This is a genomic window from Amycolatopsis dendrobii, assembly GCF_014145675.1.
Classification (GTDB): domain Bacteria; phylum Actinomycetota; class Actinomycetes; order Mycobacteriales; family Pseudonocardiaceae; genus Amycolatopsis; species Amycolatopsis dendrobii.
This window is the reverse complement of the sequence record NZ_JACGZW010000008.1, coordinates 363,667-384,410: the sequence shown is the minus strand read 5'-3', so window position 1 is coordinate 384,410 and position 20,744 is coordinate 363,667. Positions and strand designations below refer to the sequence as shown.

At 71.1% G+C, this 20,744-nt stretch carries 15 protein-coding genes and 1 riboswitch; of the genes, 11 read left to right on the top strand and 4 right to left on the bottom strand.

What is annotated here, in order from left to right; genetic code table 11:
* The first annotated feature begins 11 nt into the window (after window positions 1-11).
* The 4 genes from H4281_RS24950 to H4281_RS24935 all read left to right on the top strand — a co-directional run bounded on the left by H4281_RS24950 (window position 12) and on the right by H4281_RS24935 (window position 2,639).
* Complete coding sequence (locus H4281_RS24950) at window positions 12-584, top strand: cell division protein SepF (protein WP_182893355.1); 573 nt, start codon at window positions 12-14, stop codon at window positions 582-584.
* Window positions 585-699: 115 nt separating this feature from the next.
* Window positions 700-972 (top strand): YggT family protein, encoded by a 273-nt coding sequence (locus tag H4281_RS24945; protein WP_037367937.1) that lies wholly within the window; start codon window positions 700-702, stop codon window positions 970-972.
* A 54-nt stretch (window positions 973-1,026) separates the two neighbouring features.
* A complete protein-coding gene (wag31, locus tag H4281_RS24940) occupies window positions 1,027-1,878 on the top strand; it encodes a DivIVA-like cell division protein Wag31 (protein ID WP_037812417.1) in 852 nt (283 codons plus the stop codon).
* Window positions 1,879-2,030: 152 nt separating this feature from the next.
* Entirely contained in the window at window positions 2,031-2,639 is a 609-nt protein-coding gene (locus tag H4281_RS24935) for a hypothetical protein (protein ID WP_182893354.1), read from the top strand.
* Here H4281_RS24935 and H4281_RS24930 read toward each other — a convergent pair.
* Entirely contained in the window at window positions 2,584-3,372 is a 789-nt protein-coding gene (locus tag H4281_RS24930; protein WP_182893353.1) for an ArsR/SmtB family transcription factor, read from the bottom strand. The genes H4281_RS24935 and H4281_RS24930 overlap by 56 nt on opposite strands.
* Window positions 3,373-3,436: 64 nt before the next feature.
* Here H4281_RS24930 and H4281_RS24925 point away from each other — a divergent pair, with 64 nt between their 5' ends.
* Complete coding sequence (locus tag H4281_RS24925) at window positions 3,437-4,780, top strand: MFS transporter (protein ID WP_182893352.1); 1,344 nt, start codon at window positions 3,437-3,439, stop codon at window positions 4,778-4,780.
* Between the two features lie 62 nt (window positions 4,781-4,842).
* Here the strand turns inward: H4281_RS24925 and H4281_RS24920 are convergent, their stop codons facing one another.
* Window positions 4,843-7,590, bottom strand: coding sequence for a soluble NSF attachment family protein (locus H4281_RS24920; protein ID WP_182893351.1), 2,748 nt, complete (start codon window positions 7,588-7,590; stop codon window positions 4,843-4,845).
* Window positions 7,590-9,359, bottom strand: a complete 1,770-nt coding sequence (locus tag H4281_RS24915) for an HSP90 family protein (RefSeq protein ID WP_182893350.1) — start codon at window positions 9,357-9,359, stop codon at window positions 7,590-7,592. Before H4281_RS24915 ends, H4281_RS24920 begins: the two co-directional genes overlap by 1 nt.
* Window positions 9,360-9,805: 446 nt before the next feature.
* On the opposite strand from H4281_RS24915, the gene ileS reads away from it, so the two are divergent.
* The 6 genes from ileS (at window position 9,806) to H4281_RS24885 (ending at window position 20,240) form a co-directional block, all read left to right on the top strand.
* A complete protein-coding gene (ileS, locus tag H4281_RS24910) occupies window positions 9,806-12,967 on the top strand; it encodes an isoleucine--tRNA ligase (protein WP_182893349.1) in 3,162 nt (1,053 codons plus the stop codon).
* Window positions 12,968-13,105: 138 nt separating this feature from the next.
* Window positions 13,106-14,497 (top strand): amino acid permease, encoded by a 1,392-nt coding sequence (locus H4281_RS24905; protein WP_182893348.1) that lies wholly within the window; start codon window positions 13,106-13,108, stop codon window positions 14,495-14,497.
* A gap of 127 nt (window positions 14,498-14,624) precedes the next feature.
* Window positions 14,625-16,232: a penicillin-binding transpeptidase domain-containing protein gene (locus tag H4281_RS24900; RefSeq protein WP_182893347.1), complete on the top strand. Its 1,608-nt coding sequence runs from the start codon at window positions 14,625-14,627 to the stop codon at window positions 16,230-16,232.
* Window positions 16,233-16,383: 151 nt separating this feature from the next.
* The gene (locus tag H4281_RS24895; RefSeq protein WP_182893346.1) at window positions 16,384-17,079 is read left to right on the top strand and encodes an ArsR/SmtB family transcription factor; all 696 of its coding nucleotides are present in this window, start codon (window positions 16,384-16,386) and stop codon (window positions 17,077-17,079) included.
* Window positions 17,080-17,178: 99 nt separating this feature from the next.
* A complete protein-coding gene (locus H4281_RS24890; RefSeq protein ID WP_182893345.1) occupies window positions 17,179-18,657 on the top strand; it encodes a potassium/proton antiporter in 1,479 nt (492 codons plus the stop codon).
* A gap of 96 nt (window positions 18,658-18,753) precedes the next feature.
* Window positions 18,754-18,868: riboswitch (SAM riboswitch) on the top strand.
* A 40-nt stretch (window positions 18,869-18,908) separates the two neighbouring features.
* Window positions 18,909-20,240: an aminotransferase class V-fold PLP-dependent enzyme gene (locus H4281_RS24885; protein WP_182893344.1), complete on the top strand. Its 1,332-nt coding sequence runs from the start codon at window positions 18,909-18,911 to the stop codon at window positions 20,238-20,240.
* Between the two features lie 107 nt (window positions 20,241-20,347).
* Here H4281_RS24885 and H4281_RS24880 read toward each other — a convergent pair whose 3' ends face one another.
* Complete coding sequence (locus H4281_RS24880; protein WP_182893343.1) at window positions 20,348-20,740, bottom strand: hypothetical protein; 393 nt, start codon at window positions 20,738-20,740, stop codon at window positions 20,348-20,350.
* Window positions 20,741-20,744 lie beyond the last annotated feature (4 nt).

Genomic DNA, 20,744 nt, shown 5'->3' with positions numbered 1-20,744 from the left:
AGGGAGAGGCTATGAGCGCGCTGCAGAAGCTGAAGGCCTACTTCGGGATGGTGCCCGCGGACGAAGACGGCTACGACGACGGTTACGACGAATACGACGACGGCTACGACCAGCCGCCGGCGCGGTCCCGGGCGCGCTACCGCGACGTCGAAGAGGCTTACGACGAACCGGCCGCGCGCGTGCGGTCGCGGTCGATGGCGGCCGAGCCCGCGACGCACGGCGCGCTCGCCGTGGACCGCCAGCCGGAGCCGGTCGCCCGGCTGCGGCCGGTCGCCGAACCGGTCGCCGCGCCGGCCCGGGACCCGCTCAGCCGGATCACCACGCTGCACCCGACGAGCTACATCGAGGCGCGGGCGATCGGCGAGCACTACCGCGAGGGCATCCCGGTGATCATCAACCTCACCGAGATGGACAACGCGGACGCCAAGCGGATCGTGGACTTCGCGGCGGGGCTGGCGTTCGCCGTGCGGGGGTCGATGGACAAGGTCACCAACAAGGTGTTCCTTCTCTCACCGCCCGATGTGGACGTGACCGCCGAGGACCGCAGGCGGATCGCCGAGGGCGGATTGTTCCTGCGCGGGTGAACACGGCCGGACCGCTGGGCGCAGCCAGACGTGATTTTGTCGACTATGTCGCCCTCGGGGCGGCTGGTCGCGCCCAATCCGGCCGTCCCCCGCTAGAGTGGTCGCCGTGAATGCTGTGTGGCTTGCGATCTGGTACGTGCTGTTTGCCTTCTGGCTGCTGCTCACGGCCCGGATCGTGGTCGAGCTCGTGCGGACTTTCGCACGGGAATGGCGTCCCGCCGGAGGGGTTGCGGTGACGCTCGAGACCATCTACACAGTGACCGACCCGCCGGTGCGGTTGTTCCGCAGGATCATTCCGATGGTCCGGATCGGCGGCGTAGGACTGGACTTGTCGATTATGGTGCTGCTGTTGGTTGTGTTCTTCGCGATGCAACTGACACCCAGGTGATCGGGGAAAACCCGGGTGTGTCCTTGCAGGCCATGGAGTGCGTGAGGTGATCTGATGTCGTTGACCCCCGCTGACGTGCATAACGTCGCGTTCAGCAAGCCGCCCATCGGCAAGAGGGGCTACAACGAGGACGAGGTGGACGCGTTCCTCGACCTGGTGGAGACCGAGCTTGCCCGGTTGATCGAGGACAACAACGAGCTGCGCCAGCAGGTCGAGCAGCTCGACTCCGAGCTCGAGTCGACCCGCTCGGAGCTCGAGAACGCGAAGGTCGCCGGCCCGCCGCCGGGCCGCGACCCCGAGCCGTCGCGGCGGCTCGCCCCGGTGCCGCCGCCCGCTTCGGCGATGGAGCAGACCCAGGCGCACTCGATGGTCCCCGACAGCGGCGAGCCGAACGTCCAGGCGGCCAAGGTGCTCGGCCTGGCGCAGGAAATGGCCGACCGGCTCACCGCCGAGGCGAAGACCGAGTCCGACGGGATGCTGGCGGAGGCGCGGACCAAGTCCGAGCAGCTGCTGTCCGACGCCCGGGCGAAGTCCGACTCGATGGTGAACGAGGCGCGCACGCGCGCCGAGACGATGCTGAACGACGCGCGCACGCGCGCCGAGACGCTGGAGCGCCAGGCGCGCGACAAGGCGACCACCATGGAACGCGAGTCGCAGCGCAAGTACACCGAGACGATGAACAACCTGAACGCCGAGAAGGGCGCTCTGGGCAAGAAGATCGAGGAACTCCGCACGATCGAGCGCGAATACCGCACCCGGCTGCGCGGCTTCCTCGAGTCCCAGCTGCGCGAGCTCGACGACCGGGGCTCCGCGGCCCCGGCGTCGGCGTCCTCGGGTTCGAGCCAGTCCTCGACCGGAAGCAGCGGCCAGGGCTACTCGTTCGGCCCGCGCGCCGAGGCCGGCTGACCGAACCGCCGTACGCACCCCGCCGGATGACCTTCCGACCCGGCGGGGTTTCGGCGTGTCCGGGTCCGGCGCCGCCACGGTGGGGAACCGGCGGGGTACGCCGCGTGGGCGGGTCGCAGCGGGAAACCGGGCGGCGCGTGTTGTAATTCAGCGTGCTCTACATCGTCCTCCTTCTGGTGCTGGCGGCTCTCGGGCTGCTCGTCACGGCGCTCGTCACGGGCACCTCTCTGTGGGCCTGGGTTTCCATCGGCCTCTCCGTGCTCGCCGGGCTTCTTCTGCTCGTCGACTGGCTGCGCCGGCGCAAGCGCGCGGACGCGGACACCGGCTCGGAGGAGGACTCGGCCGAATCCGATGCGGACGCGGACGCGGCGGAGGAGAAGGGCGAGGAGACTCCGGCCGAGGAGGACGCCGAGCAGACCGCGCTGATCCCGGCGACGGGCGAGCTGGGCGATCCGGCGGACGTGCCGGAACCGGAGATCGAGAAGCCCGCCGGGGAAGCCGGACCCAAGTCCGAGGCGAAGGCGGTCCGCGACACGCCGCCCGGCGTGGAGGAGACCGCGCCGGAGGACCTCGAGGTGGTCAAGGAACTCGAGGACGAGGTCGTGGTCGTCGACGAGTACCCGCGCTACCACCTGGTGGACTGCGGCTGGCTGTCCGGCCGCGACACGATCCCGATCGGCGTCGGCGAGGCACGGCAGCTCGGTTTCACGCCGTGCGCGCGGTGCGGTCCGGACGCGGTGCTGGCCGCGGCGCATCGCTGACGCCCAGCACCTCCTCAAGCACCTTCGCGCCGGTTTCGGTGAGTTGAACCGCTCGGTGTGCCTTCGCGCGCGAGCGGAGCCATCCCGCGTCCATGAATCGTCGGGTCACCGCCGCGCCCAGGGCCCCGGCGAGGTGGTGGCGTTGCTCTGTCCAATCCAGACAGAACCGCAGCAGCGGTCGTCGGCTCTCCGCGGCCGCTGCGACATCCACGCCCAACGCCGCGAACACGTCGTCGGCAGCAGGTCCCAGCACGTACGGATGTTCTTGCAGCTGGGAGGAAATCCGGTCCCCGGGCCGTCGCTGGGTGGTCGGGTCGCCGTCCACAGTGGCCAGTGCGCCGCGGTCGAGCAAGGCGGCCGTGACGGCCACGCCGAGGCGTCCGGCGACATGGTCGTAGCACAGTCTCGCGGTGCGCAAGGCTTCCGCGCGCGTGCCTTCCCGCAGCGAGCGGACGGGGCGCGCGGGGGAGTGCCGGGCGAGGGCTTCCAGCAGATCCGGGGCCGCGCCGGCGATGCGGTAGAACCGGTGCCTGCCCGACTTTTCCGCCGTCACCAGCCCCGCGGCCAGCAGTTTCGACAGGTGCGCGCTCACGCCCTGCGCGGTCAGGCCCGCTTCGCCGGCCAGCACGGACGCGGCCAGCGACCGGCCGTCCGCCAGCGCCATCAGCACGCGGACCCGCGCCGGATCGGCGAACAGGGCGGCGGTGCGCGCGATGTCGGCGTCTCCTTCCATGCCTCCAGCATGCCCCCGGCACACTTCCACCGCGACGGAAGCGTTCCCGGTGTCTGCTGGACCCATGCGCACCGCGATCTTGTTCACCATGTGCGCCGGGATGTTCCTGGTGCAGCTCGACGTGACCGTCGTCAACGTCGCCCTCCCCACGCTCGGCAGCGAGCTGAACGCGAATGTTCCGCAGTTGCAGTGGGTGGTGGTCGGCTATTCGGTCGTGCTCGCCGCTTTGCTGCTGGCCGGGGGAGCGCTCGGCGACGTCGTCGGGCACCGCGGCGTGGTGCTGACCGGGCTGGCCGTTTTCGGGGCTGCTTCGGCGGCGTGCGGGCTGGCGCAGTCGGCGGGCTGGCTGGTCGCGGCTCGGGCGGTGCAGGGGGCCGGGGCGGCGTTGTTGCTGCCGGGCACGATGGCGGTGATCACCGGGACGTTCCCCGGCCGTACGGAACGGGCCCGGGCATGGGGGATCTGGGCCGGGATTTCAGCGCTCGCCCTGCCCGCGGGACCGTTGCTGGGCGGGATTCTCGTGCAGACGGCCGGATGGCGGCCGGTGTTCTGGCTGAACGTCCCGATCGTCGCCGCGGCGGCCGTCGCGACGCGGCGGTTGGTGCCGCCGGACGTCCGGAAACGGGGCCGCGTGGACGTTCCCGGGGCGGCGACCGCGGCGTTGGCACTCGGCTCCGGGGTGTACGCAGTGATCGCGAAGACGCCGTGGGTCGGACTGCTCGCGGTGGCGGCGGCAGTGGCGTTCGTAGTGGTGGAACGGCGTTCGGCGGCGCCGATGCTGCCGTTGCCGCTGCTGCGCTCGCGGCAGACGGCGGGCGCGAACCTGGTGTCCGCGGCGATGAACTTCGTCGGCCTGGGTTCGGTGCTGGTGTTCACGCTCTACTTGCAGGACGTCCTCGGCGCGGACCCGATCGCCGCGGCCGCGGCGATGCTGCCGATGTTCGTCCCGATGGTGCTGCTCGGCCCGGTCTCCGGACGGCTCACCGCGAGGTTCGGCCCGCGTCCGCAAATCGTGGCCGGGCTCCTTCTCGGCGTCGCGGCGATGCTGAACCTGCTGCGGATCGGCCCCGGCACCGGGTATTGGACGCTGCTCCCGACGCTGTTCGTGCTCAGCGTCGGAATGGGACTGCTGACCGCCGCCGTGGTGACTGCCGCGGTCGCCGACGCGCCGGATGAACGCGCGGGCATCGCGGGCGGGGTCAACAACGCGGCCCGGCAGGCGGGCGGAGCGCTTGGGGTGGCGGTTTTCGGTGCGGTGGCGGGAGAACCAGCGGCGCGCGGGTCGTTTGTGCACGGCCTGCACTTGCTCGGGTTGATCTCGGCGGGGCTGTGGTTCGCGGCTGCGGTGCTCGCGGTGGTGACGGTGCACGGGCGGGTTCGGGGCAAGCGGCTTGAGCCCACGGGGTGAGCCGCGGCCGGGACGATCTCCGTCGGGCCCGCCGGAAAACCCGTGGGCCCGACGGAGATCGCTTACTCCTCGTCGAGATTCGCCAGGAGGTATTCGAGCCGTTCGATCTGCTCCGTCGCCTCCGGCGGCAGGCCTTCGATCGCGGCCTCCGTTGCGGCTCGCGCTTCGGCGGGGCGGCCCAGCTCGACCAGCAGCTGAGCGCGCAGGCCCGCGGCGATCGCCGCCTCGGTGGTCGCGCCAAGGGCCAGGAACAGTTCGACAGCCGCGGTCGCCCGGATCAGCGCCTGGCCGGGCTGTTCCGCGGAAGCCAGCAGTTTGCCGCCGTTCAAGGCGACCATGGCTCGTTCCCAGAGGACCGGCGGCTCGTCGCCTTCGAGGTCCGCGGCGCTCTTTTCCGCTTCGGCCAGCACCGAGAGGGCCTGGTCCGATCCCTTCGCCCACTGCCACGTCAGCGCCGCCTGGCGGAGGTTGCGCACGGTGTCGACCGGGATTTCGGCCGTCCTGAAGTGCTCCGCGGCGCGCTGGTAGGACTCGGCGGCCTCGCCGTCGCGGTCGAGTTCGTCGAGGATGTCGCCGATGGTCTCGGCCGCCTGTCCGGCCGCGGGCTCGTTGCCTGCGGCGGCGAAATGCCCGAGCACCTGCTCCAGCAGGGCCAGCGCCGGATCCCGCTGGCTGAGCGTGCGGTGCGCCCCGGCGAGCAGGTAGCGCGCCCTGGCCAGTTCGTCTTCGTCGCCGCCCTTCTCCAGGACCTCGATCGCGGACTCGGCGGCGTCGGCGGCGGTCAGCGCGTCCCCGGCGCGCCCGGCCGCGGCGGCCAGCCCCAGCTGGGCGAGCGCGGCCCCGGTCACGTCTCCGGCCTCGGCCAGGTCGGCGACCTCGCCGCGGTAGTGGTCCGCCGCCTCCTCCGGCAGGTCGAGGTCGGACGCGAGCAACCCGAGGGTGTGCCGCACCTGGGCGCGCAGGCCCGGAGTGACGGCGGACTCGGCGCGCCGCACCGTGGCGTAGGCCGTCTCGAGGTCGCCGGTCGCGGCGGTCATCCGCCCGGCCATGAGCCGGGCCCACGCCGCCTGATCGGCGAACCCGGCTTCGGCGAACAGCTCCGCCGCGCGACCGGCCGGTTCTCGCGCCTCGTCCAGACGGCCGCTGCGGGCGGTGAGTTCGCCGCGCAGCAGCAAAAGCCGGGCGGTCAGGTCAACGGGTACCTCAGCGGCGACGGCGGCGTCGGCGCGGCCGAGGATCTCGAACGCGGCGTCGAGGTCGTCGGTCGCGGCGAGCGCCATGGACCATCGCAGCAGTGCGCGGACGTGCTGTTCCTGATCGCCGAGCCCGGCGAGCGCCTCGGCCGCGCCGGAGAGCGCGACGAGGGCGGCTTCGGGCTCGCCCAGCTGGTGCCGGACGAATCCGGCCTTGCTCGCCGCGGCGTGCCGGGCGACCTCGTCTCCCTCGGCCGCGAACAGTTCGGCCGCGCGCAGCCAATCGCGCTCGGCGGCTTCGGGGTCGGCGTCCACGGACGAACTGGCGGATCCGGACAGCCGCCGGGCGAGCAGCGATCCGGCCGGTTCCGGGCACAGTTCGTCGAACTTCGCCCAGACAGCTTCGGCAGCCGCGTCTTCACTGCGCCGGAGGTGCTTCTCGGCGAGGTCGGCCAGCTCCTCGGGAGTGTCCGGAAGCGACGGTGCGGCGGACTTCCGCGGCGGGGAAGCAGGACGCGGGCTGGTCAAGGACAGCGGAAGGTGGTCCACGATCGGCTCTGCGGCGAGGACGGCGCGGACCAGATCGCTCTGCTCGCCGGTCCCGTTCCGGGCGTCGAAGCGGGCCGCGATGCCCAGCGCGCGTTCGGAAAGCTCGTCGTGCAGTGCCTGGACGGAACTCTCGCCGCCGGGCCGCCGCACGGTCGTGCCGCCGTGCCCGGACTCGGCGACCAGCCGCAGGTTCAGCGCCGCGGCCGCGCAGAACTCCATTTCGACGAACGGGGAGGGCGCCTCGTCCAGCCAGCCGAGATGCCGTTCGAGGATTTCCAGCCCGCGCACGTGGTTGCCGGTGCGGGCGCAGAACCGGAGGTGGTGGGGGATGAGGTACACGTTCAGCCGGTTGTGCCGGATGGTGCGGTAGGCCTGCCGGTGCGCACTGGCCGCCTCCTCCAGCCGTCCGGTGCGGACATAGGGGAGCAGCAGCGCGGAGAGGATCGCGTTCGGCTGCTCGGTGCAGGTGAACGTGCCGCCGACCACTGGTTCGGCCACCGCCACGGCTTCTTCGAACCGGCCGTAGCGGCTCAGGTAGGCGACCTTTTCGGACGGTTCGCAGCCGATGCAGTCCGACATCTCGCCGCGCGGCGCGGCATTCCAGAGCCGGTACTGCTCGGCGGCGGTTTCGTGGTCGCCGACGTGCCGCGCCACGAGCTGCCGGTGCTGGTGCACCGGGTTCATCGTGTGCCCTGCCGCCCGGTACCGGCGCTCCATGTCGTCGAGCACGGCGTAGGTGCGGTCCAGCGGCACCTCGGGAAAGTCGGCCAGAGCCGCGACAGCGGCTTTGAACGACCAGAAAAGACTGTGGTCCCAGTCCTCGTCGCCCTCGCCCTGGTCTCGCTTGGCGAGGCACCAGGCGAACGGCACGAACGCCTTCGCCGGCTCGTCGCCCTGGTTGTACGCGCGGATGAGCGAAATCCGGGCGGCGTACCGCAGTTCCGGAGTTCCGTCGGCGTCGGCGGCCCGGACCAGGCTCTCCGTCTCGGCGATCTGCCCCTTGCCGAAGGGCAGGCTCCGGGAGGACCACAGCCGGCTCCACAGCTCTTGTTCGGTCGGTGCGGCCATCAGTTCTCCCCGTTCGGGACGGCGTGGTCGAGAAGGCTGAGGAAAGCCCGGTTGAGCAGGGCTGAGTCGGCGGGCCGGATCGGATGCCTGCCGAGCAGCAGCGCCTGGCCGTAGAGGGATTCGACGGCCAGCGCGGTCAGTTCCGCGTTCTCCAGCCGGGAAATGCGCCGCACCAACGGGTTCCGGTAGTTGAGCACCAGCTGCGGGCGGTCCCGTTCCGGCTTTTCGAAGGCCGAGAGCACCCCGGCCCACAGTTCGTCGACGGTCTCCTTGGTCGCGCGCAGCTCGCCGGCGAACGCGGCGGCACGGTCGACGAGATAGAGCACCGGGAGCGACGCGGGCTCGAACTCGCGCACCACCACTTCGCAGCCGAGCCGGTCGACGCAGCGTTGCGCGGCCGCGACGAACGGACGGACCGCCAGGGCGGTGTCCGGGTCGAGATCGGCGAAGGCGGTGGTGAGGTCGCTCGGATCGAGCCGGTCGACGCGCACCTCCGGTTCGAGCGCGCGGACGCGTTCGACGAGCTCGCTGTCGTAGGTGTAGCCGCCGTTGATCACCGGCAGGTTCTGCGCGGCCGCGACACCGGCGAGCTGGTCGAATTCGTCGGCGGTCGCGCAGTAGCGGAGCACGCCGTAGCGCGCGCGGAACTCGGCGAGCGTCATCCGGCCGACGTTCGTTTCCAGCGGCCACCACTCGTCGACCAGCCGCAGCATGTCGTCGTCGTGCAGCGCGAGCGCTTTGACCCCGAGGTGGTGGATCTTGAGGAACTGGTTCAGCCGCTGCGGATTCGTGGCGGAGAGCCCGACGAGCCAGCCGCGCAACTGCTCGCCGAGCGCTTCGCGGGTCGCGGCGAGCTGATCGTCGTCATACAGCGCTTCGCGGCTCGCGGTGGGCCGCAGCTCGCCCGTGTCCACGACGCAGCGCGCGAAGAACGCCCAGTCCGGCAGCAGTCCGGGCGCGTTCTCCGCGAGCAGCATCCGCTTGAGGTACACGCGATGCCCGGCTTGCTCGGCCGGGTTCGCCGGGAACGGAAGCACGTAGGCGACGCCGGTCAGCCCGGCCTCCGGCACGTCGAGGTCGACGATGTCGAACGGAGTGAAGCCGAGCACCTCCTGCGCGTAACCGACGAGGTCTGCGGAACGGTGCCCGGGGGAGCGCTCGTCGGCCTGCCACGGGACGCCGGGGCCGCTGATCGCCTTGCCGTTCACGGTGATTTCGAACGGCAGCATCGAGCCGTACAGCGTCGCGAGATCGACGACGGTCTCCGGCACGAACCACTGCTCGGCGCCGCGGCGCGCGGTGAGGGTGACGGTGGTGCCGATCGTGTCCCGTTCGCCGGGGCCGACGGCGTAGGTGCCGTCCGCGCGGCCGGTCCACGAGACGGCGGGAGCGCCGGTCGCGGAGCGGGTGACGACGCGGGTTTCGTCGGCGACCAGGAAGGCGGACAGCAGCCCGATTCCGAACTGGCCGAGGAAATCCCGCCGGCCGTAGCCGAGCTCGTCCCGTTTGGAGCTGCGGCCGATCGTCGCGAGCAGTTCGTGCACCTGCGCCTCGGACAGGCCGATGCCGGTGTCGGTGATCCGCAGCGTCCCGCCGGCGACGTCGATCGCGATGCCGGCGGGCGCCGCATCGTCGGCCGCCCGTCGCGCGGTGACCGCGTCCACGGCGTTCTGGAGCAGTTCCCGCACGTACACGCGCGGACTGGAATAGAGGTGCTGGCTCAGCAGGTCGACGACCCCGCGAAGATCCACCTGGAAACTACGGTTCACCCGTGCTCGACTCCTGTGCTGTGGTGTGGGCGGGACTTCTGCCCGGCGAGTCCGCGCCCGCCGCCCGGCCGTCACCGTATCGGCGAGACCCGGTGCCGGACACCGGGTTTTTCCCCGCGGCGCGCGCAATCGTTACCTGGTTTCCCGGCACCGGCCCCGCGGCGGGCGAGCACGGCCGGGGCAGGGCGAAAGCGAATTGCGCGACGGGTTAACCTTGAGTCAGCAAGGCGTCGATCCGGCCATCACCGGGGAGCCTCCGGAAGAACCGGGCGTTCGCCGCCCGCAGTAGAACCGGACGGGTGCGGCCCGTGACAGCCGTGCGAACGAGTGGCCCGGGAGCAGCGTGCCGGGCAAGCGGGGTGGTACCGCGTGACGCGCGAGCGTCTCGTCCCCGTGTGGACGGCCGCCGGCCGCCCGTACGAGCGACGAACGCAAGGAGCACCCGGATGTACCCCCAGGCTTCGCCAGGCGGAGAGACCACGGTCCCGTCCCAGCCGTCGTTCCCCGCGCTGGAGGAGAGCGTCCTCGCGTACTGGGAGAGCGACCGGACCTTCCAGGCGACGATCGACGCGCGTCCCGAGGGCACGAACGGCGACAACGAGTACGTCTTCTACGACGGCCCGCCCTTCGCCAACGGCCTCCCGCACTACGGGCACCTGCTCACCGGGTACGTCAAGGACATCGTCCCGCGCTACCAGACGATGAAGGGCAAGCACGTCGAACGGCGGTTCGGCTGGGACACCCACGGCCTGCCCGCCGAACTCGAAGCGATGCGGCAGCTCGGGATCACCGAGACGACCGAGATCGAAGAGATGGGCATCGCGAAGTTCAACGAGGCTTCGCGCGAATCCGTGCTGCGCTACACGGACGAATGGCGCGACTACGTGACCCGCCAGGCCCGCTGGGTCGACTTCGACAACGACTACAAGACGCTCGACGTCACCTACATGGAGTCGGTGCTCTGGGCGTTCAAACGGTTGTGGGACAAGGGACTCGTCTACGAGGGCTACCGCGTCCTGCCTTACTGCTGGCGCGACGCGACGCCGCTGTCCAACCACGAGCTGGGCATGGACGCCGACGTCTACCGCAACCGGCAGGACCCCGCCGTCACGGTCGGGTTCCGCCTGGAGGGCAACGACAACGACCTCGACGGCACGTACCTGCTGATCTGGACCACGACGCCGTGGACGCTGCCGTCGAACCTCGCCACCGCGGTGCACCCCGAGGTGCAGTACGTCGTGGTGGAAAGCGACGGCAAGCGGTACCTGCTCGCCGAGGAGCGCGTGGCGGCGTACGCCCGCGAACTGGGCGAGGAACCGGCCGTCGTCGCGCGCTACACGGGCGAGCAGCTGCTCGGCTCCCGTTACGCGCCGCCGTTCCCGTACTTCGTGGGCACGGAGAACGCGCACCGCGTGCTGTCCGCGGACTATGTCACCACCGAAGACGGCACCGGCGTCGTGCACATCGCGCCCGCCTACGGCGCCGAGGACAAGGTGGTCACCGACGCGGCCGGGATCGCCCCGGTGACGCCGGTGGACGACCACGGCAAGTTCGACGCCACCGTGCCGGACTACGCCGGGCAGCAGGTGTTCGACGCGAACCCGAACATCGTGAAGGACCTCAAGAACGGCACCGGCGGCGCGGCGGCGCAGGGCGCGGTGCTGCTGCGGCACGAGACCTACGACCACTCGTACCCGCACTGCTGGCGCTGCCGGAACCCGCTGATCTACCGCGCGGTGTCGTCGTGGTTCGTCGCGGTGACGCAGTTCAAGGACCGGATGGTCGAGCTGAATCAGCAGATCACCTGGTACCCGGAGAACGTCAAGGACGGCCAGTTCGGCAAATGGCTGGAGAACGCCATCGACTGGTCGATCTCCCGCAACCGCTACTTCGGCACGCCGATCCCGGTGTGGCGAAGCGACGACCCGGCCTACCCGCGCATCGACGTCTACGGCTCGCTCGACGAGCTGGAGGCCGACTTCGGCGTGCGGCTGGACAACCTGCACCGGCCCTACATCGACGAGCTGACCCGGCCGAACCCGGACGACCCCACCGGCAAGTCCACCATGCGCCGCGTGCCGGACGTGCTCGACGTGTGGTTCGACTCCGGGTCGATGCCGTATGCCCAGGTGCACTATCCGTTCGAGAACCGCGAATGGTTCGAGCACCACTACCCGAGCGACTTCATCGTCGAGTACATCGGGCAGACCCGCGGCTGGTTCTACCTGCTGCACGTGCTCGCGACCGCGCTGTTCGACCGGCCGGCGTTCCGCACCTGCGTGTCGCACGGCATCGTGCTCGGCTCCGACGGCCAGAAGATGTCGAAGTCGCTGCGGAACTACCCGGACGTCAACGAGGTCTTCGACCGCGACGGGTCCGACGCCATGCGGTGGTACCTCATGGCGAGCCCGATCCTGCGCGGCGGCAACCTGATCGTGACCGACCGGGGGATCCGCGACGCGGTGCGCCAGGCCGTGCTGCCGCTGTGGAACTCGTACTACTTCCTTGCCCTGTACGCGAACGCCGAAGGCAAGCAGGGGCAGTGGCGCACGGATTCCACGCATCTGCTCGACCGGTACGTGCTCGCGAAAACGCACGAACTCGTCACCGACGTCGAGTCCGCGATGGACGGTTACGACATCGCGGGCGCGTGCCAGACCGTGCGGGACTTCCTCGAGGTGCTCACGAACTGGTACGTCCGCCGCTCGCGCGACCGGTTCTGGGCGGGCGAGCAGGACGCGATCGACACGCTGCACACGGTGCTGGAGGTGACCTGCCGGGTCGTCGCGCCGCTGCTGCCGCTCACCGCGGAAACGGTGTGGCGCGGGCTGACCGGCGGCCGTTCGGTGCACCTGACCGACTGGCCGAACGCGCTCGACCTGCCCGCCGACGCGGCGCTGGTGACCGCGATGGACAAGGTGCGGCAGGTGGCGTCGTCGGCACTGGCGCTGCGCAAGGCGAACAAGCTGCGCGTGCGGCTGCCGCTGGCGAAGCTCGTGGTCGCGGCCGAGGACGTCGAACCGCTGCGCGGGTTCACCGAGATCCTGCGGGACGAGGTGAACGTGAAGTCGGTGGAGCTGACCGCCGACGTCGCCGCGCACGGCACGTTCGAGGTCGCGGTGAACGCGCGGGCGGCCGGGCCGCGGCTGGGCAAGGCCGTGCAGCAGGTGATCAAGGCGGTCAAGGCGGGCGACTGGACGACGAACGAGTCCGGCGCGGTCGTGGCGGCGGGCGTCGAACTGGCCGAGGGCGAGTACGACCGGCGCCTGGTCGCCTCCGGCGGCGGCGCGGCGGCCGAACTGCCCGGCGGGGCCGGTCTGGTCGTGCTGGACACCGAGGTCACCGAGGACCTGGCGGCCGAGGGCCTCGCCCGCGACCTGGTCCGCGTGGTCCAGCAGGCCCGCCGCGAGGCCGGTCTGGACGTCGGCGACCGGATCTCGCTGACCGTGGACGCCACCGCCGAGGTGACGGCCGCGGCGCGCAAGCACGAGGAGTTCGTGGCGTCCGAGACGCTGGCGACGTCGGTGTCCTACGGCGAGGTGGCCGAGGGCTTCGACGGCACGGTGGGCGAGGGCGTGAAGGTGCGCGTGGCGGTCGCGAAGGCGTGAAGGGAAGCGGTCTTGCTCCGGGTGAGATGCCCGGAGCAAGACCGCGTCGGCGAAGTCCTCGGCTTGTCGCGTCGTGTCTCAGCTGACTCCTGACGGACCGAGCGACGGTGCCCGGGGAGCGTCTGCTAGGGATTCCCCATGACTTCAGAAGCCGCCGCCGAACCGGCCGCCGAGGGACTGGCCGCCGGGTTGCGCCAGCGGCACCTCGCCATGCTCGCGATGGGCGGCGTGATCGGGTCGGGACTGTTCGTCAGCTCCGGCGTCGGGATCAAGCTCGCCGGGCCCGGCATCGTGCTGTCCTTCGTGCTCGCGGGCACGCTCGCGATGCTGGTCATGCGCATGATGGCGGAAATGGCCGCCGCGATCCCGTCCAGCGGGTCGTTTTCGGTGCACGCCGAGCGCGCGTTCGGGCCGTGGGCCGGGTTCGCGATCGGCTGGCTGTACTGGGCCGCTTTGGTCGTCGTGCTCGCCGTGGAGGCGACCGCGGCCGCCATCATCGTCAACGGCTGGCTGCCCGGCATTCCGCAGTGGGCGCTGGTGCTGATCTTCATGGCGGTGCTGACCGCGGTCAACTTCACGGCGGTGTCCCGCTTCGGCGAGCTGGAGTTCTGGCTGGCGCTGATCAAGGTCGTCGCGGTCGTGGCCTTCCTGGTCCTCGGCGTGCTCGCGTTTCTCGGCGTGCTGCCGGGAACGTCCTTCGTCGGCACGGCCAATCTCCTCGGCCACGGCGGGCTGCTGCCCCACGGGTGGCAGGGCGTCGGCACCGGTTTGCTCGCGGTGGTCTTCACCTTCGGCGGCCTGGAAGTGGTGACCATCGCGGCCGCCGAATCCGACGATCCCGCGCACGCCGTCGGCAAGGCGGTCCGCAACGCGGTCGTGCGGATTTCGGTGTTCTACATCGGTTCCATGCTGGTCATCGTCTCGCTGCTGCCGTGGCCGAGCGTCCAAACCGGACAGAGCCCGTTCGCCGCGGTGCTCGGACGGATCGGGATCCCGGCGACCGGGCAGGTCATGAACGTGGTCGTGCTGTTCGCCTTGCTGTCCACGCTGAACACCAACATGTACGGCGCGGCCCGCATGGTGTACTCGCTGGCGCGCCGCGGCCACGCGCCGCGCGCACTGACCAAAGTGGACCGCAACGGCGTGCCCGTCTTCGCTGTCGCGGCCTCGGTGCTCTTCGGGTTCGTCGCCGTGGCGCTGAACGCGCTCTGGCCGGACACGGTCTTCCAGTACCTGCTCAACGCGGTCGGCTCGGTGCTGCTGATCGTCTGGATCCTGGTCGCCTGCACGCAGTTGCGGGTGCGCAAGCAACTCGAACGCACCGCGCCGGAAAGCCTCACCGTGCGCATGTGGGGCTTCCCGTACCTGACCTGGGCGACGCTCGCCGCGATGGTCGCGATCCTGGTGGTGATGGCCGGCGACGCCGACGCCCGGATCCAGCTGATCAGCTCGGGCGTCCTCGTCGCGGTGCTGGTCGTGGCCGGGATCTGCTGGCAACGCGCCCGCCGGGAAGCCGAACAAACTGTATAACGACCTATACGGCTCGGCGTTGATCACGAATCTGTCGCATTCCCCGAGGTAACACCCGCTTCCGCGCGGCGATGGAAAGCTGAGCGAGGGACGCGGGCGGACCGCGTTGGGCGAGGGGGAGGCGACGGTGAGTCCTGCCGGGAAGAAGGGCGTGCTGATCGGGGGCGCGCTGGCCGTGATCGCGATCGTCGTGGCAGCGTTCGTGCTGCTCAACGGCGAGGGAACGACGGCGGCCGCACCGGATACGGGTTCAGGGACGTCGCCGACGGCCGCGGAGCCGAGCGATCCGACGTCGGCGGCCCGCACGTACCTGCTCGCCTTCGCGAAGAAGGACCCGGACGCCGCCAGCAAGGCCACCGACGCTCCGATGGACGCCTCGGCCGCGCTGCAGGACGCGTGGGCGACGCTGCGGCCCAAGGAGCTGACCGCCAAGCTCGGCGACGTCGGCGCGGCGCAGGGCGACAAGGCCACGGCGGGCTACACGATCACCTGGAACCTCGGCACCGGCCACGTCTGGACGTACACCGGCAGCCTCGGTCTCGTCCAGGCGCAGGGCGCATGGCGGGTCCACTGGGCGCCGACGGTGCTGCACCCCAAGCTGGAAACGGGGCAGCGGCTGGCGATCGCGTCCTCGGACGTCCCGGCGGTGGTCGACCGCGACGGCAAACCGCTCGTCGTTTCCGGCGGCGGCGGGCTGAAGCTGGCTGACGACAAGGCGTTCCCGCTGCTCCGTTCGGCGCTCACCGGGCACGGGCAGGCGTCCCAAGCGTTCGCGGTCGAGCGCGTGGACGCTTCGGGCAAGAACCTGGAGGCGCTGTTCGGAAACCCCGAAGGCGACCGCAAACCGGCCGCCACCGGGCTCAGCATCGCGACGCAGAACGCGGCCCAGGCAGCGGTCGACGGGTATCGCGGCAAGGCCGTTCTGGTCGCCATCCAGCCGTCGTCCGGCGACTTGCTCGCGGTGGCGCAGAACGGCAGCGTCACCAACGCCGCGTCGGCGTTCAGCGGCCAGTACGCGCCGGGGTCGACGTTCAAGATCGTCACCGCGACCGCGGCGCTGGAAGCCGGGCTCGTCACGCCGGATTCCTCGGTTCCGTGCCCGCTGACCGACCGGATCGGCACCCGCACGCTCTCCAACGAGGGTTTCGACCTCGGCACGACCACCGTGCACAAGGCGTTCGCGAAGTCCTGCAACACCACGTTCGGCAGGCTCGCGTCGCAGCTGCCCGCCGATGGGCTCGCGAAGGCGGCCACCCAGTTCGGTCTCAACGCGGATTTCGGGATCGAGGGCCTTTCCTCCGAAATGGGCCGCGTCGACCCGGCAGCGAGCCCGGACGAGCAGGTCGAGGACGGCATCGGCCAGGGAAAGGTGCAGGTCAGTCCGATGGGAGCGGCGGTGATGGCGGCGACCGCGGCGTCCGGGCACGCGGTCGTGCCGCGGCTGTGGGAAGGCGGGACCAAGGTCAACACCGGCTACCAGCCGCCGTCCGGCTCGGTGCTGGCGGCGCTGCGCGGGATGATGCGCGAGGTCGTGACCGGCGGCACGGCGACCGGCCTGGCGCACTCCGGCTCGGTGTTCGGCAAGACCGGCACCGCGCAGTTCGGGTCCGGCGCCGAGGCGCACGGCTGGTTCGTCGGCTACCGCGGCGACCTGGCGTTCGCGGTGTTCCTGGAGGGCGCCAACGACTCCAAACCGGCCGTCTCGCTGGGCGCGAAGTTCCTCGACGCGCTGTAGGGGCTCGTGAGTGCTGATCACGGTTCTTACCGCGATCAGCACTCACGAGCCGCCTCCAGGAGCCCGGGTGTGCGGCGGGGGCGCACGCCACGGCTGCTGAGCAAACGTCAGTTCGGCCGCGGCCGAAGTGTCGCCGTTCTACCGTAGGGACATGGAAACCGTCGCACTGGCCGAAGTCGCCGCTGTGCTCGCCGATCCGAGCCGCGCGACTATGTGTCTCGCCCTGCTCGACGGCCGTGCCTGGACGGTGGGCGAACTGGCCGCCGCGGCGCGGATCGCGGTCTCGACGGCGAGCGAGCACGTGACACGGCTGGCCGAGGCCGGGTTCGTCGCCCGGGTGAAGCAGGGGCGGCACGCGTACGTGCGGCTGGCGAATCCGCGGGTCGCGGAGCTGATCGAGCATTTGGCGCAGCATGCCGAACTGAAACGGCCGTCCGGGCTGCGGACTTCGTTGCGGGTGCAGCGGTTGTCGTTCGCGCGCAGTTGCTACGACCATTTGGCCGGGACGCTCGGCGTCGCTTTGCGGGACGGGATGGTCGAACGGGGCCTGATCGACGTGTCGGACGGGCTCGCGCTCACCGACGCCGGACGCGACGTCCTGGCCGGTCTCGGCGTCACCGTGCCGGATCGGCCGCGGCGGCCGCTGCTGCGCGACTGTCTGGATTGGACAGAGCGGCGGGAGCACCTCGCCGGCGCGGTTCCGGCGGCGGTGCTGGAGCGGGCGGTCGAGGCGGGCTGGCTGACGCGGGACCAGCAGCGCGCGGTCCGCGTCCTGCCGGGCGCGAGGGGCCCGTTCGCCGCGCTGGGTGTCGATCTCGCGACGGTGAGTGCCGCCGAGGCGTCGTAACACACCTGCGAGGTCCCCCGGACCGGTGGTGCGCGCTCGGGAACCGGACACTGCCTCACTATTCTGGACGCCTGCGGGCGACGGGAGGGAGGCGGGCGAGTGGACGAGCTTCCCATGGTGCTGGGCGTCGGAGCGCTGGTTCTGGTCGTCTCGGTCGTCGCGGTGCGCGTGTCCATCCGGCTCGGATTCCCGTCGCTGCTGCTGTATCTCGGGATCGGCGTCGTGCTCGGCGAGGCCGGGTTCGGCATCCGCTTCGACAATCCGGCGCTCACCCAGTCCCTCGGGCTCGCCGCGCTCGTCCTGATCCTCACCGAGGGCGGGCTCACCACGCGCTGGTCCGCGGTGAAACCCTCGCTGGGGCCCGGAATCCTGCTGTCCACAGTGGCCGTGGTGATCAGCATCGCGGTCACCGGCGCGGCATTGCACTGGCTGCTCGGCCTCGACTGGCGGCTTTCCCTGCTGTGGGGCGCGGTCCTCGCGTCCACCGACGCCGCGGCGGTGTTCTCCGTGCTGCGCAGCGCCGGCGTCGGCAAACGGCTCGTCGGCGCGCTGGAACTGGAATCCGGCATCAACGACGCGCCCGCCTACATCGCGGTCGTCGTGCTCGCGTCCGGCGAGGCGGTCGACTGGTCGCTGCCGCTGCTGGTGGTCTACGAACTGCTCACCGGCCTCGCGCTCGGCCTCGCGTTCGGCTGGCTGGGCGCGCAGGCGCTGCGCCGGGCCGCGCTCCCGGCGACCGGCCTGTACCCGCTCGCCACGGTCGCGGTGTGCGTGCTCGCGTACTCCTCGGGCCAGCTGGCGCACGCGTCCGGCCTGCTCGCCACTTACGTCGCCGGTCTGGTACTGGGGAATTCCAAGCTGCCGCACCGGTCGGACACCTTGTCGTTCGCCGAAGGACTCGGCTGGCTCGCGCAGATCGGGCTGTTCGTGCTGCTCGGCCTCTTCGCGTCGCCGACCCGGCTGCTCGAAGCGCTCGTCCCGGGCCTCGTCGCGGGCGCGGTGGTGCTGCTGCTCGCCCGGCCGCTCTCGGTGGTCCTGTCGCTGCTGCCGTTCCGCTTGCCGTGGCGGGAGCAGACGTTCCTCTCCTGGGCGGGCCTGCGCGGTGCGGTGCCAATCGTGCTCGCGATGATCCCGCTGTCGGAAGGCGTGCCCGGCGCGCAACGGCTCGTGGACGCGGTTTTCGTGCTCGTCATCGTGCTCACCGTGCTGCAGGGCGCGACGCTCAGCCCGCTCGCGCGGATCCTCGGGCTGGCGAAGGCGACGGAGGCGCACGAGATCGAGGTCGACGCCGCGCCGCTCGACGAACTCGGCGCGGAACTGCTGCAGGTGCGCATCCAGAAGGGGTCGAAGCTGCACGGCGTGTACCTGTCCGAGCTGCGGCTGCCCGCCGGGGCGACGGTCAGCCTCGTGGTCCGCGGCGGGACGGGCTTCACCCCGCAGAAAACGAGCCGATTGCAGGTCGAGGACCAGCTTCTGGTGGTCACGACCGCCGCCGACCGCGACGCGACCGAACGGCGCATCCGGGCCGTCGACCGGGCCGGCCGCCTCGCCCGCTGGCACGGGGAGTCCGGGGCCTGATCCTTCTGTCCTTTGTGGACACTACTTGTGACTGCCGTCTCAGATCACGGGACGGGTCTGGTTTCCCGCGCGAGTTTTCCGCTATCGTCGGGTTCAGGTCATGAGTGCCAGCGCGAAGCCCCGGCTTGCTGGCCGGCAACCCTCCTACCGCGGTGGGGTGCCCCGGGTGAGGACCAGGCCGGTCGCGCAGCGCGGCGGGCAAGCGCGGGCCCCTCGCCGGGGGTCCCCCGGAACGCCGAGGAGGCGCCGTCATGACTCTCGCACTCGACCGGTCCACGGAAACTGTTGTCGCTGCTGTTCCCGCTGTCGCTGGTGCGACGCTGCGGGTCCCGCTGGTGACCGGCGGCGACATCGGCTACGCCAACCTCGACCACGCGGCGAGCGCGCCGTGTCTGGACGCGGTGCACACGGCGGTCGACGAGTTCCTTCCCTGGTATGCCAGCGTGCATCGCGGCGCGGGCTTCGCTTCGCAGGTCTCGACGCGGCTGTACGAACGGACCCGGGACGTGTTGCGCCGGTTCGTGGACGCGCGCACCGGCGACTCGGTGATCTTCACGCGCAACACCACTGACGCGTTCAACCTGCTGGCGAAGGCGTTGCCGCGCAAGACTTCCGTGGTCGTGTTCGACAGTGAGCACCACGCGGCGCTGCTGCCGTGGCGGGGTCCGAACGTCCGGCGCGTGCAGTTGCCGCGGACCCGGCTCGCCGCGGTGTCCGTTGTGGACGAAGCGCTGGCGGAATGCCCGCAGGGGCCGCGATTGGTGGTCGTCGCTGGTGCCTCCAATGTGACTGGCGAACTGCTGCCGGTCGCCGAGATCGCCGCGGTGGCCCGGAAACACGGCGCCCGGGTGGCCCTGGATGCCGCGCAGCTCGCTCCGCATCGGCGGATTTCGTTGCGGGAGCTGGATGTCGACTACGTCGCGCTGTCCGGGCACAAGCTCTACGCCCCGTTCGGGGCTGGCGCGCTGATCGGCCGCAGCGACTGGCTGCGTGCCGCGGAGCCGTACCTGGCCGGTGGCGGCGCTACGAAGCTGGTGACCGAGGAAGCCGTGGTGTGGAACAGCGGCGAGGAGCGGCACGAGGCCGGGTCGCCGAATACCGTTGGCGTGTATGCGCTTGGGGTGGCGTGCGAGCAGCTGGCGGCTCAGTGGGATGCCGTGGGTTCGCACGAGGCTGCGTTGCTGGAGCGGCTCCGCAAGGGGCTCGAGGGCTTGCCCGGATTTGCCGAGCTGCGGTTCTTTGACGCGCCGGTGGACCGGGTCGGCACGGTGAGCTTCGTGGTCGACGGCTTCGAGCCGGGCTGGCTGGCCGCGGTGCTGTCGGCTGAGTACGGGATCGGCGTGCGGGACGGGGCGTTTTGCGCGCACGTGGCCGCCCGGCGGTTGATCCGTGAAGCCGGGAGCGAGGGCCAGCAGGCGGTTCGGGTGAGCCTCGGGCTGGGGAGCACCGAAGAGCACGTGGACCGGTTGGTGCTCGCGCTGCGGCAGATCGTGGCCCGGGGAGCCCGGTGGGAGTACGCGAAGGTGGACGGGCGGTGGGCGCCGGTCGGGGACACGCGGGAGCTGCCGCCGTTCTGCGCCTGACGGCGCGGGGGTGCTGGGCCTGGCGCGGCAGGAAACTTGACCACAACGCGGGATCGCGCCGACGTTTGGGCTGAGCGGCGTGACAGGCCGAAGGCCCCTCGCGTCGCTCAGCCCAAACGTCGGCTTAAGGGCGATCCCGCCGCGGCGGCGGAGCCGACGCCATTAAACACAGTGCGGAAGATGATCGCGTGCAGGTCGTTCAGCAGGCCGCGTTCGCTGAGCTGGCCGTTGAGCAACAGCCGGGCCAGATGGGTGAACGCGGCGTCAGCCGCGTCGGCCACCGCGGGAATGGGAGTGCGGCAGTCGGCCAAGGCCGCCTCCTGCACGTCGTGGATCTCCCGCGGTTCGGTGCGGGACAGGCCCGCCAGACGGCGCAGGTGCTCGCCGTCCTCGCCGTCGGCCAGCCAGTGGGCTGCCCAGAGCGGGAGGTCGTCGGTGGGAGAGAGGTCGAGGGCGATCCAGGCCGCGGCCGCGGCGGGGCTGGGGATGTCGGCGGGCACGGAG

Excerpts from the sequence above, each read along its gene's own strand:
- H4281_RS24895 (WP_182893346.1), top strand. The coding sequence starts at position 16,384 with ATGGAAACCGTCGCACTGGCCGAAGTCGCCGCTGTGCTCGCCGATCCG.
- ileS (WP_182893349.1), top strand. The coding sequence starts at position 9,806 with ATGTACCCCCAGGCTTCGCCAGGCGGAGAGACCACGGTCCCGTCCCAG.
- H4281_RS24925 (WP_182893352.1), top strand. The coding sequence starts at position 3,437 with ATGCGCACCGCGATCTTGTTCACCATGTGCGCCGGGATGTTCCTGGTG.
- wag31 (WP_037812417.1), top strand. The coding sequence starts at position 1,027 with ATGTCGTTGACCCCCGCTGACGTGCATAACGTCGCGTTCAGCAAGCCG.
- H4281_RS24920 (WP_182893351.1), bottom strand. The coding sequence starts at position 7,590 with ATGGCCGCACCGACCGAACAAGAGCTGTGGAGCCGGCTGTGGTCCTCC.
- H4281_RS24930 (WP_182893353.1), bottom strand. The coding sequence starts at position 3,372 with ATGGAAGGAGACGCCGACATCGCGCGCACCGCCGCCCTGTTCGCCGAT.
- H4281_RS24905 (WP_182893348.1), top strand. The coding sequence starts at position 13,106 with ATGACTTCAGAAGCCGCCGCCGAACCGGCCGCCGAGGGACTGGCCGCC.
- H4281_RS24950 (WP_182893355.1), top strand. The coding sequence starts at position 12 with ATGAGCGCGCTGCAGAAGCTGAAGGCCTACTTCGGGATGGTGCCCGCG.
- H4281_RS24885 (WP_182893344.1), top strand. The coding sequence starts at position 18,909 with ATGACTCTCGCACTCGACCGGTCCACGGAAACTGTTGTCGCTGCTGTT.